The sequence below is a fragment of the Alcanivorax sp. genome, from assembly GCF_051117345.1.
In the GTDB taxonomy this organism is placed as follows: domain Bacteria; phylum Pseudomonadota; class Gammaproteobacteria; order Pseudomonadales; family Alcanivoracaceae; genus Alcanivorax.
Map to the genome: position 1 here is coordinate 1 of NZ_JBNPEC010000143.1, position 17,470 is coordinate 17,470.

13 protein-coding genes are annotated in these 17,470 nt (G+C 57.3%); all 13 read left to right on the forward strand.

What is annotated here, in order from left to right; genetic code table 11:
* A partial coding sequence (locus ACFE0K_RS09275; RefSeq protein WP_434535796.1) for a type II and III secretion system protein family protein occupies positions 1–838 on the forward strand: 838 nt, incomplete at its 5' end.
* Positions 831–1,085 (forward strand): hypothetical protein, encoded by a 255-nt coding sequence (locus tag ACFE0K_RS09280; protein ID WP_434535797.1) that lies wholly within the window; start codon positions 831–833, stop codon positions 1,083–1,085. The genes ACFE0K_RS09275 and ACFE0K_RS09280, both read left to right, overlap by 8 nt.
* A gap of 15 nt (positions 1,086–1,100) precedes the next feature.
* Positions 1,101–2,453 carry a pilus assembly protein TadG-related protein gene (locus ACFE0K_RS09285; RefSeq protein WP_434535808.1) on the forward strand — a complete coding sequence of 451 codons (1,353 nt, stop codon included), beginning with the start codon at positions 1,101–1,103 and terminating at the stop codon, positions 2,451–2,453.
* Positions 2,446–2,925: a TadE/TadG family type IV pilus assembly protein gene (locus ACFE0K_RS09290; RefSeq protein WP_434535798.1), complete on the forward strand. Its 480-nt coding sequence runs from the start codon at positions 2,446–2,448 to the stop codon at positions 2,923–2,925. Before ACFE0K_RS09285 ends, ACFE0K_RS09290 begins: the two co-directional genes overlap by 8 nt.
* Positions 2,915–3,415, forward strand: coding sequence for a TadE/TadG family type IV pilus assembly protein (locus ACFE0K_RS09295; protein WP_434535799.1), 501 nt, complete (start codon positions 2,915–2,917; stop codon positions 3,413–3,415). The genes ACFE0K_RS09290 and ACFE0K_RS09295 overlap by 11 nt, the downstream gene beginning before the upstream one ends.
* A gap of 21 nt (positions 3,416–3,436) precedes the next feature.
* Positions 3,437–4,624, forward strand: coding sequence for an AAA family ATPase (locus ACFE0K_RS09300; RefSeq protein ID WP_434535800.1), 1,188 nt, complete (start codon positions 3,437–3,439; stop codon positions 4,622–4,624).
* Between the two features lie 14 nt (positions 4,625–4,638).
* Entirely contained in the window at positions 4,639–5,940 is a 1,302-nt protein-coding gene (locus ACFE0K_RS09305) for a CpaF family protein (protein WP_434535801.1), read from the forward strand.
* Positions 5,941–5,949: 9 nt separating this feature from the next.
* Positions 5,950–6,939: a type II secretion system F family protein gene (locus ACFE0K_RS09310; RefSeq protein ID WP_434535802.1), complete on the forward strand. Its 990-nt coding sequence runs from the start codon at positions 5,950–5,952 to the stop codon at positions 6,937–6,939.
* A gap of 15 nt (positions 6,940–6,954) precedes the next feature.
* A complete protein-coding gene (locus ACFE0K_RS09315) occupies positions 6,955–7,908 on the forward strand; it encodes a type II secretion system F family protein (protein ID WP_434535803.1) in 954 nt (317 codons plus the stop codon).
* 11 nt (positions 7,909–7,919) lie between these two features.
* Positions 7,920–8,771, forward strand: coding sequence for a tetratricopeptide repeat protein (locus tag ACFE0K_RS09320; RefSeq protein ID WP_434535804.1), 852 nt, complete (start codon positions 7,920–7,922; stop codon positions 8,769–8,771).
* Positions 8,772–8,928: 157 nt separating this feature from the next.
* Positions 8,929–10,587, forward strand: a complete 1,659-nt coding sequence (locus ACFE0K_RS09325; protein ID WP_434535805.1) for a multidrug ABC transporter permease/ATP-binding protein — start codon at positions 8,929–8,931, stop codon at positions 10,585–10,587.
* A 39-nt stretch (positions 10,588–10,626) separates the two neighbouring features.
* On the forward strand, positions 10,627–10,827 hold the full coding sequence (locus tag ACFE0K_RS09330; protein ID WP_434535806.1) for an MbtH family protein: 201 nt from the start codon (positions 10,627–10,629) through the stop codon (positions 10,825–10,827).
* Between the two features lie 69 nt (positions 10,828–10,896).
* The coding region (locus ACFE0K_RS09335; protein WP_434535807.1) for an amino acid adenylation domain-containing protein at positions 10,897–17,470 on the forward strand (6,574 nt) is incomplete at its 3' end.

Consider the following 17,470-nt stretch of genomic DNA (forward strand, 5'->3'; position numbering starts at 1 on the left):
GGATGGGGTCAAGTCCCTGGCTACAGCCACGGTTTCTCCGCCCAATACTATTCCCTTCTTGTCTTCCGTCTTTACCGATCCAGCCTCCACCTACTTCGGTTATAACGGTATCAGTGTGCGGCTTGATGCACTGGAGCGTGAAGGGCTTGCCAAAGTGCTGGCAAAACCCAATCTGACGGCCCTGTCCGGTCAGGAAGCCAGTTTCCTGGCCGGTGGAGAGGTGGCCATTCCGGTGGCTCAGGATGGTGATGAGGGCAATGTCACCATCACGGTGGAGTTCAAGGAATTTGGTGTCGGCCTCAAGTTCGTGCCCACGGTTCTGTCAGATGACAGCATCAACATCAAGCTGAATGCGGAAGTCTCTGCCATCGATCCCTCCAATGGTTTCCAGGCGTCCGGTTTCAATATTCCCGGTTTTGTCACAAGACGTACCGGCACCACGGTGGAAATGGCTGATGGGCAGGCGTTTGCCATTGCCGGCCTGATCCAGGATGACCTCAATAACGTGATTAACCAGGTTCCGGGGCTGGGCAGCATTCCGGTGCTGGGGGCCTTGTTCCGCTCTACCGAGTTTAAACGTAACGAAAGCGAACTGGTGGTGATTGTGACGCCGAAGCTGGTGACGCCAAAACGGATTGATCAGTACGCATTGCCCACGGATGTGTTCATCCCTCCCAATGATATTGATCAGTACCTGATGGGGTTTCTTGAGCACAAGCCCACCCGCAATCGCAATGCCGATAAGCAGGAAAATAATGATTCACAAGACACGTCAGGCCGTGGTGGTTTGCACGGCAAATTCGGTCACCAGATCAGGGAGGTAGCCAACAATGAATAGGATACTAACGGTGATAATGGTGGTGTTTCTCAGCGCCTGCGCAAGAGAGTCCCTGCGGCCGGATTATGGTTACAGCGTGGACCATAATGCCCAGGTTCAGGTCATCAACCCGGATGCCCGCTACAAGGATCATCCTGTCATCAGCACCCACGGTGGAAAGCTGGATGCCGGGTATGAACGCTTCCTGAAGGATGATGGGAAAGTGGAAGAAGGAAGGGTCGTGGAGGATGTCTCCAGCTCCAACTGATGGAAAAGGGTGAAAATGATGAAAAGGCAGCAGCGTGGCGCCTATATGGTGATGATGGCGATACTGATCGTAATACTGATCGGTGTTGCTGCCCTGGCCATTGATGTGGGGCGGGTTCTGATGATGCGAACCGATATGCAGAACGCGGCGGATGCTGCTGCTCTAGCTGCCGCTGCAGAGCTGGATTCGAGTAATAACGCTCAGGCAAGAGCTCGTGCAGCTGCTCGAGATCTCTTGGAGCATGATGCTAGGTTCGCGCGTGTTACGGAACTGCTCGGGTCTACAGGGCTGCCAGATGAGGCATTTGAGTTTTTCTGTGTGATCGGGAGTGAAAATGATATTGAGCCGGGAAGTTCAGCCTTTGCTGCGGCTTGTTCCGGATCAGAGGTTGAACCGGGAAAGTATGCTGCTACCTCGGATGACGATACCCATTATGTAAGAGTCACTCTTGATCCTGGGCTGGTAGGAGATGGAGACAGGTTTACATCAGACCTGATATTTCTTCCTGTTCTAGGGGCTGTTGGAGTAGATGTGAGAAGTGTTGCCACCGCTTTTGCTCGGGCTTTGGCTGGAAAAACCTTCTTTACCTGTAATTTCCCGCCGCTAGTGATATGCGACCCTTGGGAAGATGATGGTTCAAATTTCAGAGACGAAATGCCTGTCGGTGCGCATATTGAACTTAAGCATCAGAAAAACAGTTGGGCCCCAGGCCAGTTTGGTTTCCTGCAATCTCCATCAGGACCAGGAGCCAGTAGTCTTCAGGAATATCTCGCTAATCCAGACTTGGCAGGGTGTAATCCGCCGATTGTTACAACAGAGCCTGGCAACAAAGCTCAGCCTGGAAGACGTGGAATCAATGTCAGATTCGATATCTATGAAGGGCCATTAAAGAACTCTCACGATGAATTCCCGCCCGCGCCAAATATTATTGAGTATCCAATAGACCAAACGACCCAGGCAACGGATAGCCGTCTGGGTACTGGAGATTGGAACTTTGAAGACTATTGGAATACTGAGCATTCCGGAGCGCCCATTCCTAATGGTTGGAACAATGCTAGCCCTCCACTGCGTTGGGATGTTTACAACCATGAAATAAGCAATGGAATAATCCCCCTAACGCCAAGTCACGCCCCGGGTCCTCCTTCCCGGCGGTTGCTAAATGTGGCTGTTCTGAGTTGTACAAATCTTGGTGTTGCAGGCCGAGTGACAGTCCCTGTTTTTCCAAAAGATGGTTTCGCAAAAATATTTCTCCTTGATCAAGCAAATTCTCCGGGTGGACCTAATGGTTTGCAGTTTCATGGTGAATTCCTTGGCTGGGTAGATGGGGTAGACAATGACTACCATGTGCAGATTCAGCTATATGAATAAAGTCCCAGCAGGTCAGCTGGGTGCCGCGATGGTGGAATTTGCCATCCTGCTGCCGTTGATGATTGTGCTGGTGTTCGGCATTACAGAGATGGGGCGGGCGATCTATCAACAAACTACCTTGAGCAAGGCGGTGTCCTCCGGAGCCCGCTATATGAGCCGATCATTCCAAAGCGTGAGTGCGGACTGTAGCCAGGGGGGTAATTGGGCAGCATCAATTACCAATGCGTCTAACCTGGTGGCTTTCGGTAACCAGGCAGGCAGCGGGACACCCTTGTTACCGGATCTGGATGCGGGCGATGTGAGCTTTACATCAGAACAGAGAACGGTCACGGGTGGTGGTGATGCTTGCGTGATCATTGCCACGGCTTCCGTGGACTTCAGTGCCATTTTTGGCGACACCATCGTGCCTTTCCTGGATCTGGGGCCTATCACTCTCGGCGCCACCGTGGAGGAGCGTTACCATGGTGAATAAATGCCTATCAAGAAAGCGCGAGCGTGGGTCAACCATGGTGGAAATGGCGATCACGCTACCGCTTTTCCTGCTTCTCATCTTTGCCATCATCGAACTGGCGCTGGTGATTTTTACCTGGACGCGCGCCGTGGATGCCACCCGTGCCGGAGCCCGTTATGCCATCGTCAATGACGCGGTAACCGATATTTCCTCTCTGGACTGTTCCGCTGTGACGGACGTGACGGTGACCTGTGATTCGGCCAACTGCGCGGACCTGATGAATGAAATGAATTCGCTCTATCAGGATTTACAGGCGGCCAATGTAACGGTGCGCTATAGCTGTTCTTCCACGGGTTTTTCTGGTAATCCGCGACCTGTCAGAGAAGTCTCTGTTTCTATTGTCGGCCAGGAATACGAGCTGGTTCTGCCGGGCGTGATCGGGCTGGACCCGACTCTGACGCTACCGGATTTTACCAGCACACGGGTCAGTGAAGACCTGAATACACCCTGAAGCAATTCAGAGGGAGCAAGGATGAGTACAGGATTGGTCATCGGACTGATATACCGCAATGAGACTACCAAGGCTCAATTCGGTCAGATCGTCACAGGGCTGAAAGCCGGGTTTGTTGCGTTGCCCCATACGCTCAACGGCAACTTGGTGGCGAAAGTTCATGAGTCGGGCTGCCATGCTGTCATTGTCGAGGGTAATGACGAGGGCGAGCAGGATCCTGCGCATATAGAGGCATTAATCAGCGAGCTTCCTGATATCCCCGTCTATGCTGCTTTCCGTGAGCCCGGGGTTGACGTCATTCGTCGCCTGATGCGGGTTGGTGCCAGGGATGTCATTCCCATTCCCCCCTCCGAAGAAGATTTGAAGAGAGAGCTGTCCAGGCTGAAAACCGGACTGGGGCCGGATGTAGATGCGAGAAAGGGAAAGATTATTTCTGTTATTAACAGCAAGCCTGGCAGTGGAGCCACAACCATCGCCGTGAATCTTGCCTGTGACATTGCCGCCAGGGATGAAGACTTGAAAGTGGCACTGATCGATATGGATATTCAGTTCGGTAGCGTGTCTTTGTACCTGGATGTGAAGTGGCAGGCAAATGTTATGGATGCGCTTGGGCAGGCTTCGAGACTCGACAAGACCATGTTCAACGCCATGATGAGCCGACATGATTCCGGCCTTTATGCCTTGCCTGCGCCAAACAAGATTACTCGCCTTGATCGGGTCAGTTCAGCGGATATCAAAAAGTTTCTGGACGTGGTGAAGCAAACGTTTGATGTGGTGGTTCTGGATCTCCCCAAAGCGATTAACGATTGGAGTGAGGAGATTCTCAAGGCCAGTGACAGCATCTATGTGGTGATTCAGCGAAGCCTGGCGGTGTTGCGTGATGCCCGTTTGCTGATGACCTATTTTCACAGCGTGGGTATTGATGATGACGATATCACCATTGTGGATAACCGCTATCGCTCGAAACACTCCACGGTGACCGATAAACAGATTCATGACACTTTGAAGATTGAAAATATAGTGCATATTGCCAACGACTATGATGCCGTCATGGGGTCGCAGGATCATGGCATGCCATTAAGTAAACACGCGAAACATAGCCGGATAAGCAAGGACATACATCAGATATCCGAAAAGATCGTGGAAGAACTTACCGGTGCAAAAAGAGAGCAAGCCGGCCTGCTGGGTAGGCTTATCGGGCGGCATTGAGAAAGGAGTTCACCATGTTTGCCAGTGAAAGAGGGATTGATGAAATAGACTTCAGTGCAGTGCAGAAGAAGGTGCACTCACTGTTAATGGAACGCCTGGATCTCCGCCAGATGGAAAAGATGGAGGACAAGCTGGTACGTAATCAGATTCGGCTTGCCTTGCGTGATCTGATTGATGAGAACGGGTTTGTACTTAATGAGCATGAGCAGAGCGTACTGATCGAAAATGTGGAAAACGAAGTGCTGGGTATGGGACCCCTTGAGCCTCTGTTACATGACCCGTCGATTTCTGACATCCTGATCAATACCGCTGACACCTGCTATATCGAGCGCCATGGGGTGCTGGAAAAGGTCAATATCCGTTTTCAGAACAATGATCACCTGATGCGAATCATCCAGAAAATTGCCGGTGCAGTCGGACGCCGGGTGGATGAATCCAGCCCCATGGTGGACGCCCGCCTTATGGATGGCTCGCGGGTCAATGCCATCATTCCCCCGCTGGCGGTGGACGGACCGCTGCTTTCCATTCGTAAATTTGCGGCGGATCCGTTGACGGTCACTGACCTGATGAATTTTCGTTCCATTACCCAGCCCATTGCCGATTTTCTGAAAGCCGCGGTGAAGGCGAGAACCAACATCTTGATTTCCGGCGGTACCGGCTCCGGGAAAACCACGCTTCTCAATGTGGTGTCCGGGTTTATTCCTGCCAACGAACGAATCCTGACCATCGAAGATTCGGCCGAACTGCAGCTGCAGCAGCCTCATGTGGGAAGACTGGAAACTCGCCCTGCCAATATCGAGGGAAAAGGGGCGGTTGTTGCCCGAGATCTGGTAAGGAATGCTTTGAGAATGCGCCCGGATCGTATCGTTGTCGGTGAGGTCCGTGGCGAAGAGGCACTGGATATGTTGCAGGCTATGAATACGGGCCATGATGGTTCCCTGTCTACCATCCATGCTAACTCTTCTCGCGATGCGATTTCCCGTCTTGAACATATGATCGGCATGGCGGGAGTCTCCATTTCTCCTGGCGTTATTCGTCAACAGATTGCCGCGGCACTGGATCTTATCGTGCAAACCGAAAGGCTTTCTGATGGACGACGTGCGGTGATCAGTGTTCAGGAAATTACCGGCATGGAGCAAAACGTGGTCAATATGCAGGAGATTTTCTACTTCAAGCGGTCGGGCGTGGATGAAAACGGGAAAGTCCTGGGGGAATTCCGGGCCAGCGGTATTCGGCCGATGATGATGCAGCGCATCAAGGAGCGTGGCATTCCGCTGGATGAAGGTATTTTCGATCCTGATTATGTTTACGAATAGGGGGCGGCCATGATTATTAATGAAGTCACCATCATCATATCGCTGATCGCTTTTCTGGCCGTGGTGGGGCTGATTGAAGGCTTCTACATGCTGTACCGTTCCATGAACGTGGAACGAACCCAGGCGGTGAGCAAGCGGCTTCGTAATCTTTCTGCTTCCGGGCTCAGTAATGAAGAAGCGTTGTCTTTGTTGCGTCGGCGGACGTTCAGTGAAGTGCCGGTGTTAAACCGGATTCTGGCGATGTTTCCTCGTTCACATTCTCTGGACAGGATGCTGGTTCAATCTGGTGTGGATCTCACGGTCTCACGCTATCTGTTGATTCAGCTTTCCTTGTTCGTGCTGACGTTTCTGGTTCTCTGGCTGCTGCTCAAGGTGTTCTGGTTCCTGGCATTGCCGATTGCCATGCTGCTGGGATTCTATATTCCCTATGCCTACGTAAAGGCGAAGAAGCGGGAACGGGCCCGGAAAATTTCCGATCAATTACCGGAAGCCATGGATTTTCTTGCCCGCAGTATGCGAGCAGGGAACCCGTTTTCGGCGGCCATCAAGCAGGCCAGCAGGGAAATGGCGGAACCGATTGCACCCGAGTTTGCCAACACCTTTGATGAATTGAACTTTGGCATGGACCTGGAAGACACCTTGCGCCATCTGGCACAGCGCAGCAGTAGCGAGGAGATGCGTTACTTCATCACCGCGGTACTGATTCAGAAATCCACCGGCGGCAACCTAGCAGAAGTACTTAATCGTCTCTCCGCGGTCATGCGTGCCCGGGCGAGAACCTTCCGGGAAATTCGTGTTCTTGCTGCAGAGATGAAGTTCTCCGCCAACATTCTTATCGCCTTACCGTTTGTGGTAGCCGGGGCATTGTTGCTATTGAACCCTGCGTACCTTTACACCCTGGTGGAAACCACCATGGGTTACATCGTGATCGGTGCTCAACTGGGGCTGATGCTGCTGGGGTACATTGTTATTCACCGGATGATCAACTTCAGGGTCTGATCAAGGAGAGGTGTCATGCTGGAAGGAATTAGCCTGTCAGTCCTGATAATGGGATCCCTGTTTCTGTTGACGGTCATCATCGTGGCGTCAGTCGGTAATTGGTTGTTCAGTGGTAATGCCACCTTCGACCGTCGTTTGCGTGAAATTCAGGGGCTTGCTTCCGGTGAAAGAGGGCATGGCAAAGCCACGGAAGAAGGCCCCTTAACCGTCAAATGGTTACAGCCCATGGCGCGCCTGGTGGTACCGGACGACAAGTGGAAGCAGTCCCGGATTCGTGCCCGTCTGGTTCGTGCGGGTTACCGCAGCCCCCAGGCCATGGGCGTCTATTATCTTGCCAAGTTCTTTCTCGCGGTGTTGCTGCCGGTGCTGACCATCACGCCATTATTGATGTACCCGACCCTGGTGACCCAGCGGCATTGGGCGGTGGCGGCGCTGGTGATATCGGCCCTGATTGGTTTTTTTATTCCCAACCTGGTGCTGCGCCACAAGGAAGAGGCACGCCGACAGCATCTGGCTGAAGTGTTTCCGGATGTGCTAGACCTGCTGGTGGTTTGCGTGGAAGCGGGCCTGAGTCTGGATGCAGCGATCAAGCGGGTGGGGGACGAATTTCATTTTGCTTCACGTGACATGAGTGATGAGTTGCTACTGGTGACATTGGAAATTCGGGCCGGTAAGCCACGTAATGAGGCGTTGAAATCCCTGGCCGAGCGAACCGATCTTGAAGAGATGAAGGCACTGGTGTCCATCCTTATCCAGGCAGAGCATTTCGGTACCAGCATTGCGGATGCCTTGCGCGAACATGCAGACGAGATGCGTGATATCCGCATCCAGACTGCCCGCGAAAAAGCCGCCAAGCTGCCGGTGAAAATGGCCATACCGATTCTGCTGTTTATTTTTCCCGCCCTGTTCCTGGTGATCCTGGGCCCGGCGGCCATCCATATCTACACCGGTTTTCTCGACCGTATGTAAGGGGGCTGACCATGAAAGCATTACTAATACTCCTGGTGGCGGGTTGGCTGTCTGCCTGTGCGACCTCTTCCAGCCTGGACGATCAGGCTGATGAAATTCTCAGCCCGGATGAACAATTCGAGCAGGGGGAGTCCGCCCGGGCCAAGGGGGATTTCCCCGAGGCGTTGGCCAATTATCTGCCATTAACCGAGCGTGACGATGATTGGGCGATACGCGCCAAGCTGGCGATTGCCCGGTTAAGTCTGGACAGCGGCCGCAGCGAGCCAGCCCTCAAGGCCTATGAGTTGATTCTTGAGGAGGCGCCGACGCTGGTGGAGGCCCAGGAGGGTAGAGGGCTTGCCTTGCTGGCTCGGGGAGAGTGGGATAATGCCCGCCGTCAGTTACAGATTGCTCACCGCAATGACCCGTTACGCTGGCGTACTCTCAACGGTCTGGGGGTTGCCGATGACATGATCGGTTCCTACCAGTCCGCTGCTCGCTGGTATGGCATGGCGCTGGATGCCGGTGGAGACCGCTCCATGGTGATTAACAACGCCGGTTATTCCCTGATCATGGCGGGTCAGTATCGCGAAGCGGAAACCTTGCTGCAGCGGGCGGTGGCGCGCTATCCCCGAGAGCAGCGCATGAGCCATAACCTGGCGATTGCCCAGGCCCGGCAAGGGCGCTATGAGCGGGCTGTAGTGACCTGGCAGCGTTCCCAGAATCGGGCGGAAGCCCTGAGCAATGCCGGTTATGTGGCGCTGCTTAATGGGGATCGGCTACGGGCCCGTGCCCTGTTTGAAGAGGCCAACAGTGCCTCCACCAGCCACCGCCCCAAAATCGCCGCCAACCTGGCCAGTGTCGCCGGAGAGCCGCGCCGCTAGGGCGTGGCAGCTGGCGCCCTGCAGGCGCCAGTTGCCCTTGAGTTCATGATGGTTGTCACACCTGGGCAAGGGTAAGTGACTTTGTGGTTGAAATATAAATAAGAATCAATATCATTGCGATTCTCTTTTGTTTCTCCCATGGAGTCGGCCCATCGTTATGACCCTGCCAGGTTTGCTGTTCTCCGGGCGCAAAGGCGCCTTTGTGGCCGTTGTTGTACTGAGTGTGCTCAGTGCCTTGTTCAGCGTTGCGGTGCTGGCCTTTATCAGTCAGCGGCTGCTGGTCGAAGGGGCGAACCTGCCTCTGGTGTTGATGCAATTCAGTCTGTTACTGGTTGCCTTGCTGGTCACCGCCACCGGGGCGCAGGTGACATTGCACCGGCTGGGACATCGCATGGTGTACGGCCTGCGCCGTGACCTGGTGCGTCGGGTCCTGGCAACGGATATCGAGCAACTGGAGAAGGTCGGTGGCCCGCCCTTGCTGGCGGCGCTCAGCACTGACACCCGTAATCTCACCATTGCCTTCGTGCATCTGCCAGAGCTGGTTTATGGCGGCGCCCTGAGTGTGGCGGCACTGTCCTGGCTGGCGTGGCTGTCCCCCTCCCTCTTTGTGGTGACCATAGGCTGGTTGCTGGCTACCACGGGAATGGGGATGTGGCTGGTCGGGCGCATCAATTTCCATGTGGGTAAGGTCCGGGAAGGGGATGATCACCTGTATCAGGACTATCAGGCCATGATCGATGGTCGCAAGGAGCTCGCTCTCAATCGCGCCCGGGCGTCCCGCTTCTACGAGGAAGAGTTTGATGGCCACGCCCGTGCCTATCGAGACCATGTGACCCGGGCGGATATCTTCAATGGTCTGGCCGGCAATCTGGCCAATGTGCTGATGCTGGCCCTGATCGGCGTGCTGTTCTATCTGGCCGCCGGGCTCGGCTGGGCCAGTGCCAATACCGCCTCCATTTTTGCCCTCACTATCCTGTTATTGCGTACCCCATTGATTGGTGCTGTGGCGGCCCTGCCGACCCTGCTGGCGGCACGAGTCTCCCTGAAAAAGCTCGGTGCCTTGCAGTTGGCGCAGGGTGATACGGACTTTGCTCCCAGGGGCGAGTCCATGGCCGGGTTCGAGCAATTGTCTCTGGCGGATGTCTGCTATCGCTATCCCCACCAGGATGGCTCTCCCGGTTTTTCAGTCGGCCCTCTGGATCTGACCATCAATCGTGGCGAACTGATCTTCGTCCAGGGCGGTAATGGTAGTGGCAAGAGTACCTTTGCCCGTTTGCTTGCGGGTCTCTACCGGCCGTTGCAGGGCGAGCTGAGGGTGGATGACGAGCCGGTAACGGAAGACAACCGGGTGGCGTTCCGTCAGCTTTTCTCTTCGGTGTTTACCGATTTCTATCTGTTCAGCCGGTTGCTCCGTGGTGATGGTGCGGAGGTGTTGGTGGATGAGGTTGATGAATGGCTGGCCACATTGGGCATGGAACACAAGGTACGCCATGCGGATGGTCGACTCAGCGATATCCGTTTCTCTCAGGGGCAACGTAAACGTCTGGCACTGCTGATGGCGGTCATGGAGCAGCGTGATTGTCTGCTGCTGGATGAATGGGCGGCTGATCAGGATCCGCAATTCCGCCAGTTCTTCTATCACGACTTGCTGCCGCGCTTGCAGGCACAAGGCAAGACCATCATCGCCATTACCCACGACGATCATTACTTCGACCGGGCAGATCGCCTGCTGAAAATGGATGCCGGCCAGCTCACCGAGCTGGATGACCAGGCTGCCCGGCACAGCGTTCTCGCCCTGCGTGAAGCCGGGGCCTGAGCCCGATCCCATCGTTCATGCCGACAAGGCGAGGAAGTCATGAGTATTGATAATCCCGATACGGAATTTCATGTGGTCATCAATGAGCAGGAGCAGTACAGCATCTGGCCTGCCTACCGTCCCGTGCCTGCGGGGTGGGATACGGTCGGCGTCAGTGGCAGCAAGGCGCAATGCCTGGAACATATCAACCAGGTATGGACCGACCAGCGACCCAAGCGTCTGCGCGACGCCCAGGCTTGATTATCACCTGAATCCGTGATTTCAGCGTGGATTCAGGTCTCTGTTACGCGATATTCGTAAGGAGCTGACATGACCGGGTCCGCTTCCCTGTCGGTCCGTCCCGGGCCGCATTGGGCACCGCTTTCCTATTCCCAGCAACGTCTCTGGCTGTTCAGTCGCCTCTCACCTGGCAGCGCAGCCTATAACCTGGGCGGCATTCTCTGGCTGGAGGGTGAGCTGGACGAGGTCGCCCTGCAGGCCACCATGAATACGGTGGTGGCCCGGCACGCTATTCTGCGGGCCCGGTTTTGCGACGTGGACGGCCAAGCCTGGCAGACCATCGAGCCACACGAAGACAGGGACATTCACATTGCTGATGTCAGCGGTGAAGCGGATCCGGAGGCTGCCGCCTATGCACTGGCCAAGGCGCAGAATGCCAGACCGTTTGACCTGGAAGCCGGTGGGTTGCTGCGTTACCAGCTGGCAAAACTGGGTTGTCGCAATGGCAAGCCCTGTCATGCCCTGTTGATATCCCTGCACCATATCGCCGGGGATGCCTGGTCCCTGGGTGTCTTCATGCAGGAATTCTTCACGGCCTACAGCGCCCTGCGTGATGGCCGTGAAGTGCCTCTGCCGCCGTTGGAAAAACAGTACCCGGACCTGGCGCAGGAACAGCGTCAGTGGCTGGAGGGTGAACAGGCAGCAGAGCAGCTGGCTTACTGGAAAGAGACGCTGCAGCATGAAGGGGAGCCCCTGGCATTGCCTTTTCTTGAGCAACGGAGCGATGCCTCGCAACCAGCCCGGCTCCGGGATTTTTCCCTGTCCGCACAACAGAACGGGGCGTTGAAGGCGCTGGCCAAAGAGCAGGGCGTCAGTCGTTTCACGGTGCTGCTTGCGGTACTGCAATACCTGCTCGCCCGGGTAACGGGGCAAGAAGAGATTTGTGTTGGCGTCCCCAGTGCTAACCGTAACGGTTCGAACAATGCCTTGTTTGGTTTCTTCGTCAACAACCTGGTAGTGAAGGGAACGCCGCGCCCGGATTACACCGTCAGTGACTGGATCGCGCATATTCACCAGTCACTGGCAGGGGCAAAACAGAACAAGGAACTGCCGTTCGAAAAAGTGGTGGATGCGCTCTGTCCTTCGCGCAGTCAGAGGCACCATCCATTGTTCCAGGTGGCCTTCAACTATCGCCAGCAAGGCGCCGGGATGAGCCTGAATCTGGGTGACCTGGTGGCCCGCGTTGAAGATTTGCCGGTCACCGAAACGCCCTTTGATCTGGTGCTGGATGTGTGGCCGGATCAGCAGGGGGGGCTGGGGCTGCGTCTGGTACACGGTGAAGGTGCGCTGGATGCGCGTTTTGTCGATCGCCTCCAGGCGGGCTTCGAAAACCTGCTGGCGCAGTATCTTGAAGACGCTACCCAAGCCTTGTCACAACTGAATGTCCTCTCGGATGCCGATCACCAATGGCTGGACCACTGGGGACAGGGTGAAGGCGACTGGGAACCGGAAAACCTGGCTGCCCTGTTTTCCCGACAGGCGACACAACGCGGCGATGCCATTGCGCTGGTGCATGGAGAAACGCGTCTGTCCTTTGCCGAGCTGGAAGCCAGATCCAATCAGCTGGCCCAGTATCTGCTGCAGCACGGGGTGAAGCCGGACGACGTGGTGGGCGTGTCCTTCGAGCGCGGTACCACCATGATCGTCGCCTTCCTGGCGGTGCTGAAAGCCGGCGGCGCCTTCCTGCCGCTGGACCCGGGTTATCCGAAAGATCGTCTGCACTACATGCTGGAAGACAGTGGCGCGACCTTGCTGCTGACCTCGTCGGACCTGATCGGAACCCTGCCGGTTGTCGAAACAGTCAAACCCGTCGCCGTGGACCGGCTTGCCTTGTCAGGCTTTTCCGCCGAGAGCGTGGGCATAACGCCGCACCCGGATCAGCTTGCCTATGTGATTTATACCTCGGGCTCCACCGGCAAGCCCAAGGGGGTGGCATTGACCCAGGGTGGTCTCACCATGCATGTGCAGACCATTGGCCAGCGCTACGGCATGACTCCGGACGACGTGGAATTGCAATTTGCTTCCATCAGTTTCGATGGCGCGGTGGAGCGCTGGACGGTGCCGCTGGCCTTTGGCTCCCGTGTTGTTATTCGTGACCAGGCACTGTGGAGCGCGGAAAAATGCTGCGACGTTTTGCAAAAAGAAGGCGTCACCGTTGCCTGTTTCCCGCCCAGTTATGTGGGCCCGCTGCTGGACTGGATCGAACAGGAAACGCCGGCCTTGAAAGTCCGTTCCTGGACCCTGGGGGGCGAAGCCTTTACCCGGGAAACCTTCGAACGCATGCAGCGGGTGCTCAAGCCGCAACGCATCCTCAATGGTTATGGTCCCACGGAAACCGTGGTCACGCCGATGCTGTGGGCGGCCTATGAAGGCGATACGCTGAGCAGCGCCTATGCGCCCATCGGTACCGCTGTGGGTCCGCGCAAACTCTATGTGCTGGATCAGGACCTGAATAGGGCCCCGGTGGGCGTCGCCGGCGAACTCTATATTGGTAACGAAGTGGGTCTGGCCCGGGGCTATCACGACCGTCCGGATCTGACGGCGGAGCGTTTCCTGCCCGACCCCTTTGGTGAACCCGGTGAGCGCATGTACCGCACCGGTGACCTGGTGAAGTTCCGCGACGACGGTGTCATGGAATACCTGGGCCGGGTGGACCAGCAGGTAAAAATTCGTGGCTTTCGCATCGAGCTGGGGGAAATCGAAAGTCGTTTGTTGGCGGATGAGCAGATTGGCGACGCCGTTGTGGTGGCCCAGCCGTCCCCGGTTGGCGATCGGTTGGTGGGTTATATCGTCCCCCGCGGGCAGCTGGACAACGAGGCCCTGCTCAACCGCCTGGCTGACGTGCTGCCGGACTACATGGTCCCCAGCCAGCTCGTCACCCTGGAAGCCCTGCCGCTGACCCCGGCGGGCAAGGTGGACCGCAAGGCCCTGCCGGCTCCCCAGTGGCAAACCGCCAGCCAGGGTGAGCCGCCGCAAACCGATAACGAAAAGGCGCTGGCGGCCATCTGGCAGCAACTGCTGGGCATCGGTGCCGTCAGCCGGGATGATCACTTCTTTGCCCTGGGGGGCGATTCCATTCTCGCCCTGCAGATTGTCAGCAAGGCCCGCCAGCAAGGGCTGGCACTCACACCGAAAGATCTGTTCGAACAACCGACGCTGCGAGAGCTGGCGGCGGTGGTCCAGACCGTGACGGTGAACACGGCCAGCCAGGCACCGCTGGATGGCCCGGTTTCCCTGCTGCCGATTCAGCAACGTTTTATCGAACAGCGTGGCCTGTCCGCCTGCAACCAGTACCTGCACTTTGTCGTGCAGGAGGCGTTGGATGAGGACGCCCTGGAAGCGGCCCTGCAGAGGCTGGTGGCACAACACGATGCGCTGCGACTGCGCTTTGATGCCTCCAATCCCCGCCAGGCGGTGTGTGTGGCGGACCATTCGCAACCCCTGCTGCAGGTTATCGAAACAAGCGACAAGGCCGCCATTGACGCGGCCATGGTGGCGGCACAGCGCGGATTGGACCCCGCCAGTGGCAGGCTGATGCAGGCTCTTTATGTGAAGGGCGACCAGCCCCGGTTATTGCTGACTATTCACCACCTGGCGGTCGATGGGGTGTCCTGGCGCATCCTGCTGGAGGATCTGTTCGGTGCCCTTCAGCAATGGCAGCAAGGCACAGCGCCCCACCTGCCGCGCAAGACGCACAACCTCAACGATTGGCGTGAGGCGTTGGACAAGATCCTGGTGTCCGAGGCGGAGGCCGAACGCGAATACTGGCAGGACGCGTCGCAACACTGGCCCTCCCTGTTTCCGGCGAAGCAGTCCGGCACGGCAGCGCACTTTGAGCTGAATGCCGACGCGGATACCCTGAGCCACTGGATCAACAGTGCCGCCCGCCATGCCTCCCTGAACCTGGAAGAATTCCTGCTCATCGCGTTGGCGCAAACCCTGACGGATTACTGCGACCGTGACACTGTGCGCATCCACCGGGAAAGCCATGGCCGTTACGGTGATGAGGCGGGCCTGGATCTGAGTCGTACCGTGGGCTGGTTTACCAGCCTCTATCCCCAGCGACTGGACCGTGATGAAGATCTGGCCGCCACCCTCAAGCGTCAAAAAGAACAGCTTCGCCGGCCCGCCCATGGTGGCCTGGGTTACGGCTTGCTGTGGCAGCAGGGCAAGCTGGATGGTGGTGATCACCACTTGGATGTGTTGTTCAATTATCTTGGCCAGTTCAGTCACGACACCCTGCCGGGGGTCACCGTGCAGGAAGCGGGGTTGTGGCAGGAGGCGGATGCCCCGGCGGATGCGCCCCTGGTGATCAATGCGGATCAACAGGGTGGCAAGTTGCGCATTCGCATCCACGTGGATGGTAACGGCCTGACACGAGAGCAGGGCGAGGTGCTGGCCGCCCAGTGGCTGGAACAATGTGAACGGCTGGCCCGCCACTGCGAGCAACAGGCACCGATTCTCACGCCGTCGGACATGTCGCTGGCGTCGCTGACCCAGTCACAGCTGGATGCCTTGCCGAGCCGACCGGAGCAGATTCTGCCCCTGTCTCCCCTGCAATCCGGGCTGCTGTTTCATTCCCGGTTGAGTGACAGCAACAGTACCTATGTGAACCAGCTGGTGTTGCCTCTTACCGGGCTGGATGTGCAGCGGATGAAACAGGCCTGGCAGCAACTGCTGCAGCGTCATGGTGTGCTGCGCACCGCGTTGTTGCCGGACCATGCCGCCGAAGCAAGACATCAGGCGGTGTGGCCTGCTGGCCAGATGGCATTGCCCTGGCGGGAACAGGATCTGCGTCAGGGTGGCAGTCCCGAGGGTTACTGCCAGCAATTACTGGATCAGGGTTTTGATCTGGAAACCGCGCCCCTGTGGCGGGTGGATCTGCTGCGTACCGATGACAACACCTGGCAGTGCGTTTTCACCCTGCACCATATCCTCATGGATGGCTGGAGTACCGGGATACTGCTCACCGAATTGATGGCGCTGTATCACGGCCAGTCCCTGCCGACGTTGCCGAGACACTATGGCGATTACCTGCGCTGGCTGCAGCAGCAGGACCGCGATGCGACGCGGGCATTCTGGCAGGACTATCTGTCACCGGTGCAGGCGCCCACCCGGCTGGTGGAAGCCGTGGGCAGCAGAGAGAAAGGCGCCTTCCGCCGTCACCCCATCGAGTTCGACGAGGCCACCAGCCAATCCCTGCGTCAGGCCGCCCGTGACAAGGGGCTGACCATCAATACCCTGGTGCAGGCGGCCTGGGCCCGGGTGCTGGGCAACTACACCGGGCAGGAGCGGGTGGTGTTCGGCAACACCGTGGCCGGTCGGCCGGCGGAACTGGCTGGCAGTGACAGCATGCTGGGTCTGTTCATCAATACGTTGCCCATGACGGTGCCGCTGCACGGCAATCAACAGATTGATCACTGGCTGGCGGCGTTGCAGGCCGATAACGCGGCCCTGCGCGAACACGGTCACGCGCCCCTGTTCGAAGTGCAGCAGGATGCCGGCTGGGGCGGGGAAAGCCTGTTCGATACCTTGCTGGTATTCGAAAACTACCCGCTGGATGAAACCCTGCTTGGCGGTGACCAGGGCGGCCTGCAACTGGGTACCCCGACCAGCCATGAATTTACCCACTACCCGCTGACCGTGGCGGTACTGCCCGGCGAGCATCTGCAGATGCTGTTTGCCCACGACACCGGTGCCTTGCCGGTGGCGCTGGTGGACCGCCTGGCAATCGCGTTCAAACAGACGTTACTGACCCTGGCCACCATGCAGGATGCCCCCCTGGCCGAACTGGATGACCTGGGTGATGACCTGCCCCGCCTGGAAGCGTGGGGGCAGGGCAGTGGCGAGTGGACGCCTGACAGTTTTGTCTCCCTGTTTTCACAACAGGCCGCAGCGCGGGGTGATGCCATTGCCCTGGTGCATGGTGAGACCCGGGTGTCCTTTGCCGAGCTGGAAGCCCGCTCCAATCAACTGGCCCGCTATCTGATCGAGCAGGGGGTAAAAACCGATGACGTGGTAGGCGTGTCCTTCGAGCGTGGCGTGACCATGATCGAAGGTTTTCTTGCCGTGATGAAAGCCGGTGGGGCTTTCCTGCCGCTGGACCCGGGTTACCCGAAAGACCGCCTGCATTACATGCTGGAAGACAGTGGCGCCAGGCTGCTGCTTACCGACTCGACCTTGCAACCTGCGCTGCCGACACCGGAAACCGTTCGCGCGGTGGCCGTGGATGCATTGACCTTGCAGGTCTATGAGCGAACACCGCTGGATCAGGTTCTGCACCCGGACCAGCTTGCCTATGTCATCTATACCTCCGGTTCCACCGGTAAACCGAAAGGGGTAGCGCTGACCCATGGCGGCCTGTCCATGCATGTGCAGACCATTGGCCAGCGCTACGGCATGACCCCGGACGACGTGGAACTGCAATTTGCCTCCATCAGTTTCGATGGCGCGGTGGAGCGCTGGACGGTGCCGCTGGCCTTTGGCTCCCGTGTCGTCATTCGCGATCAGGCACTGTGGAGCGCGGAAAAATGTTGCGACGTGCTGCAAAAAGAAGGCATCACCATCGCCTGTTTTCCGCCCAGTTATGTGGGCCCGCCGCTGG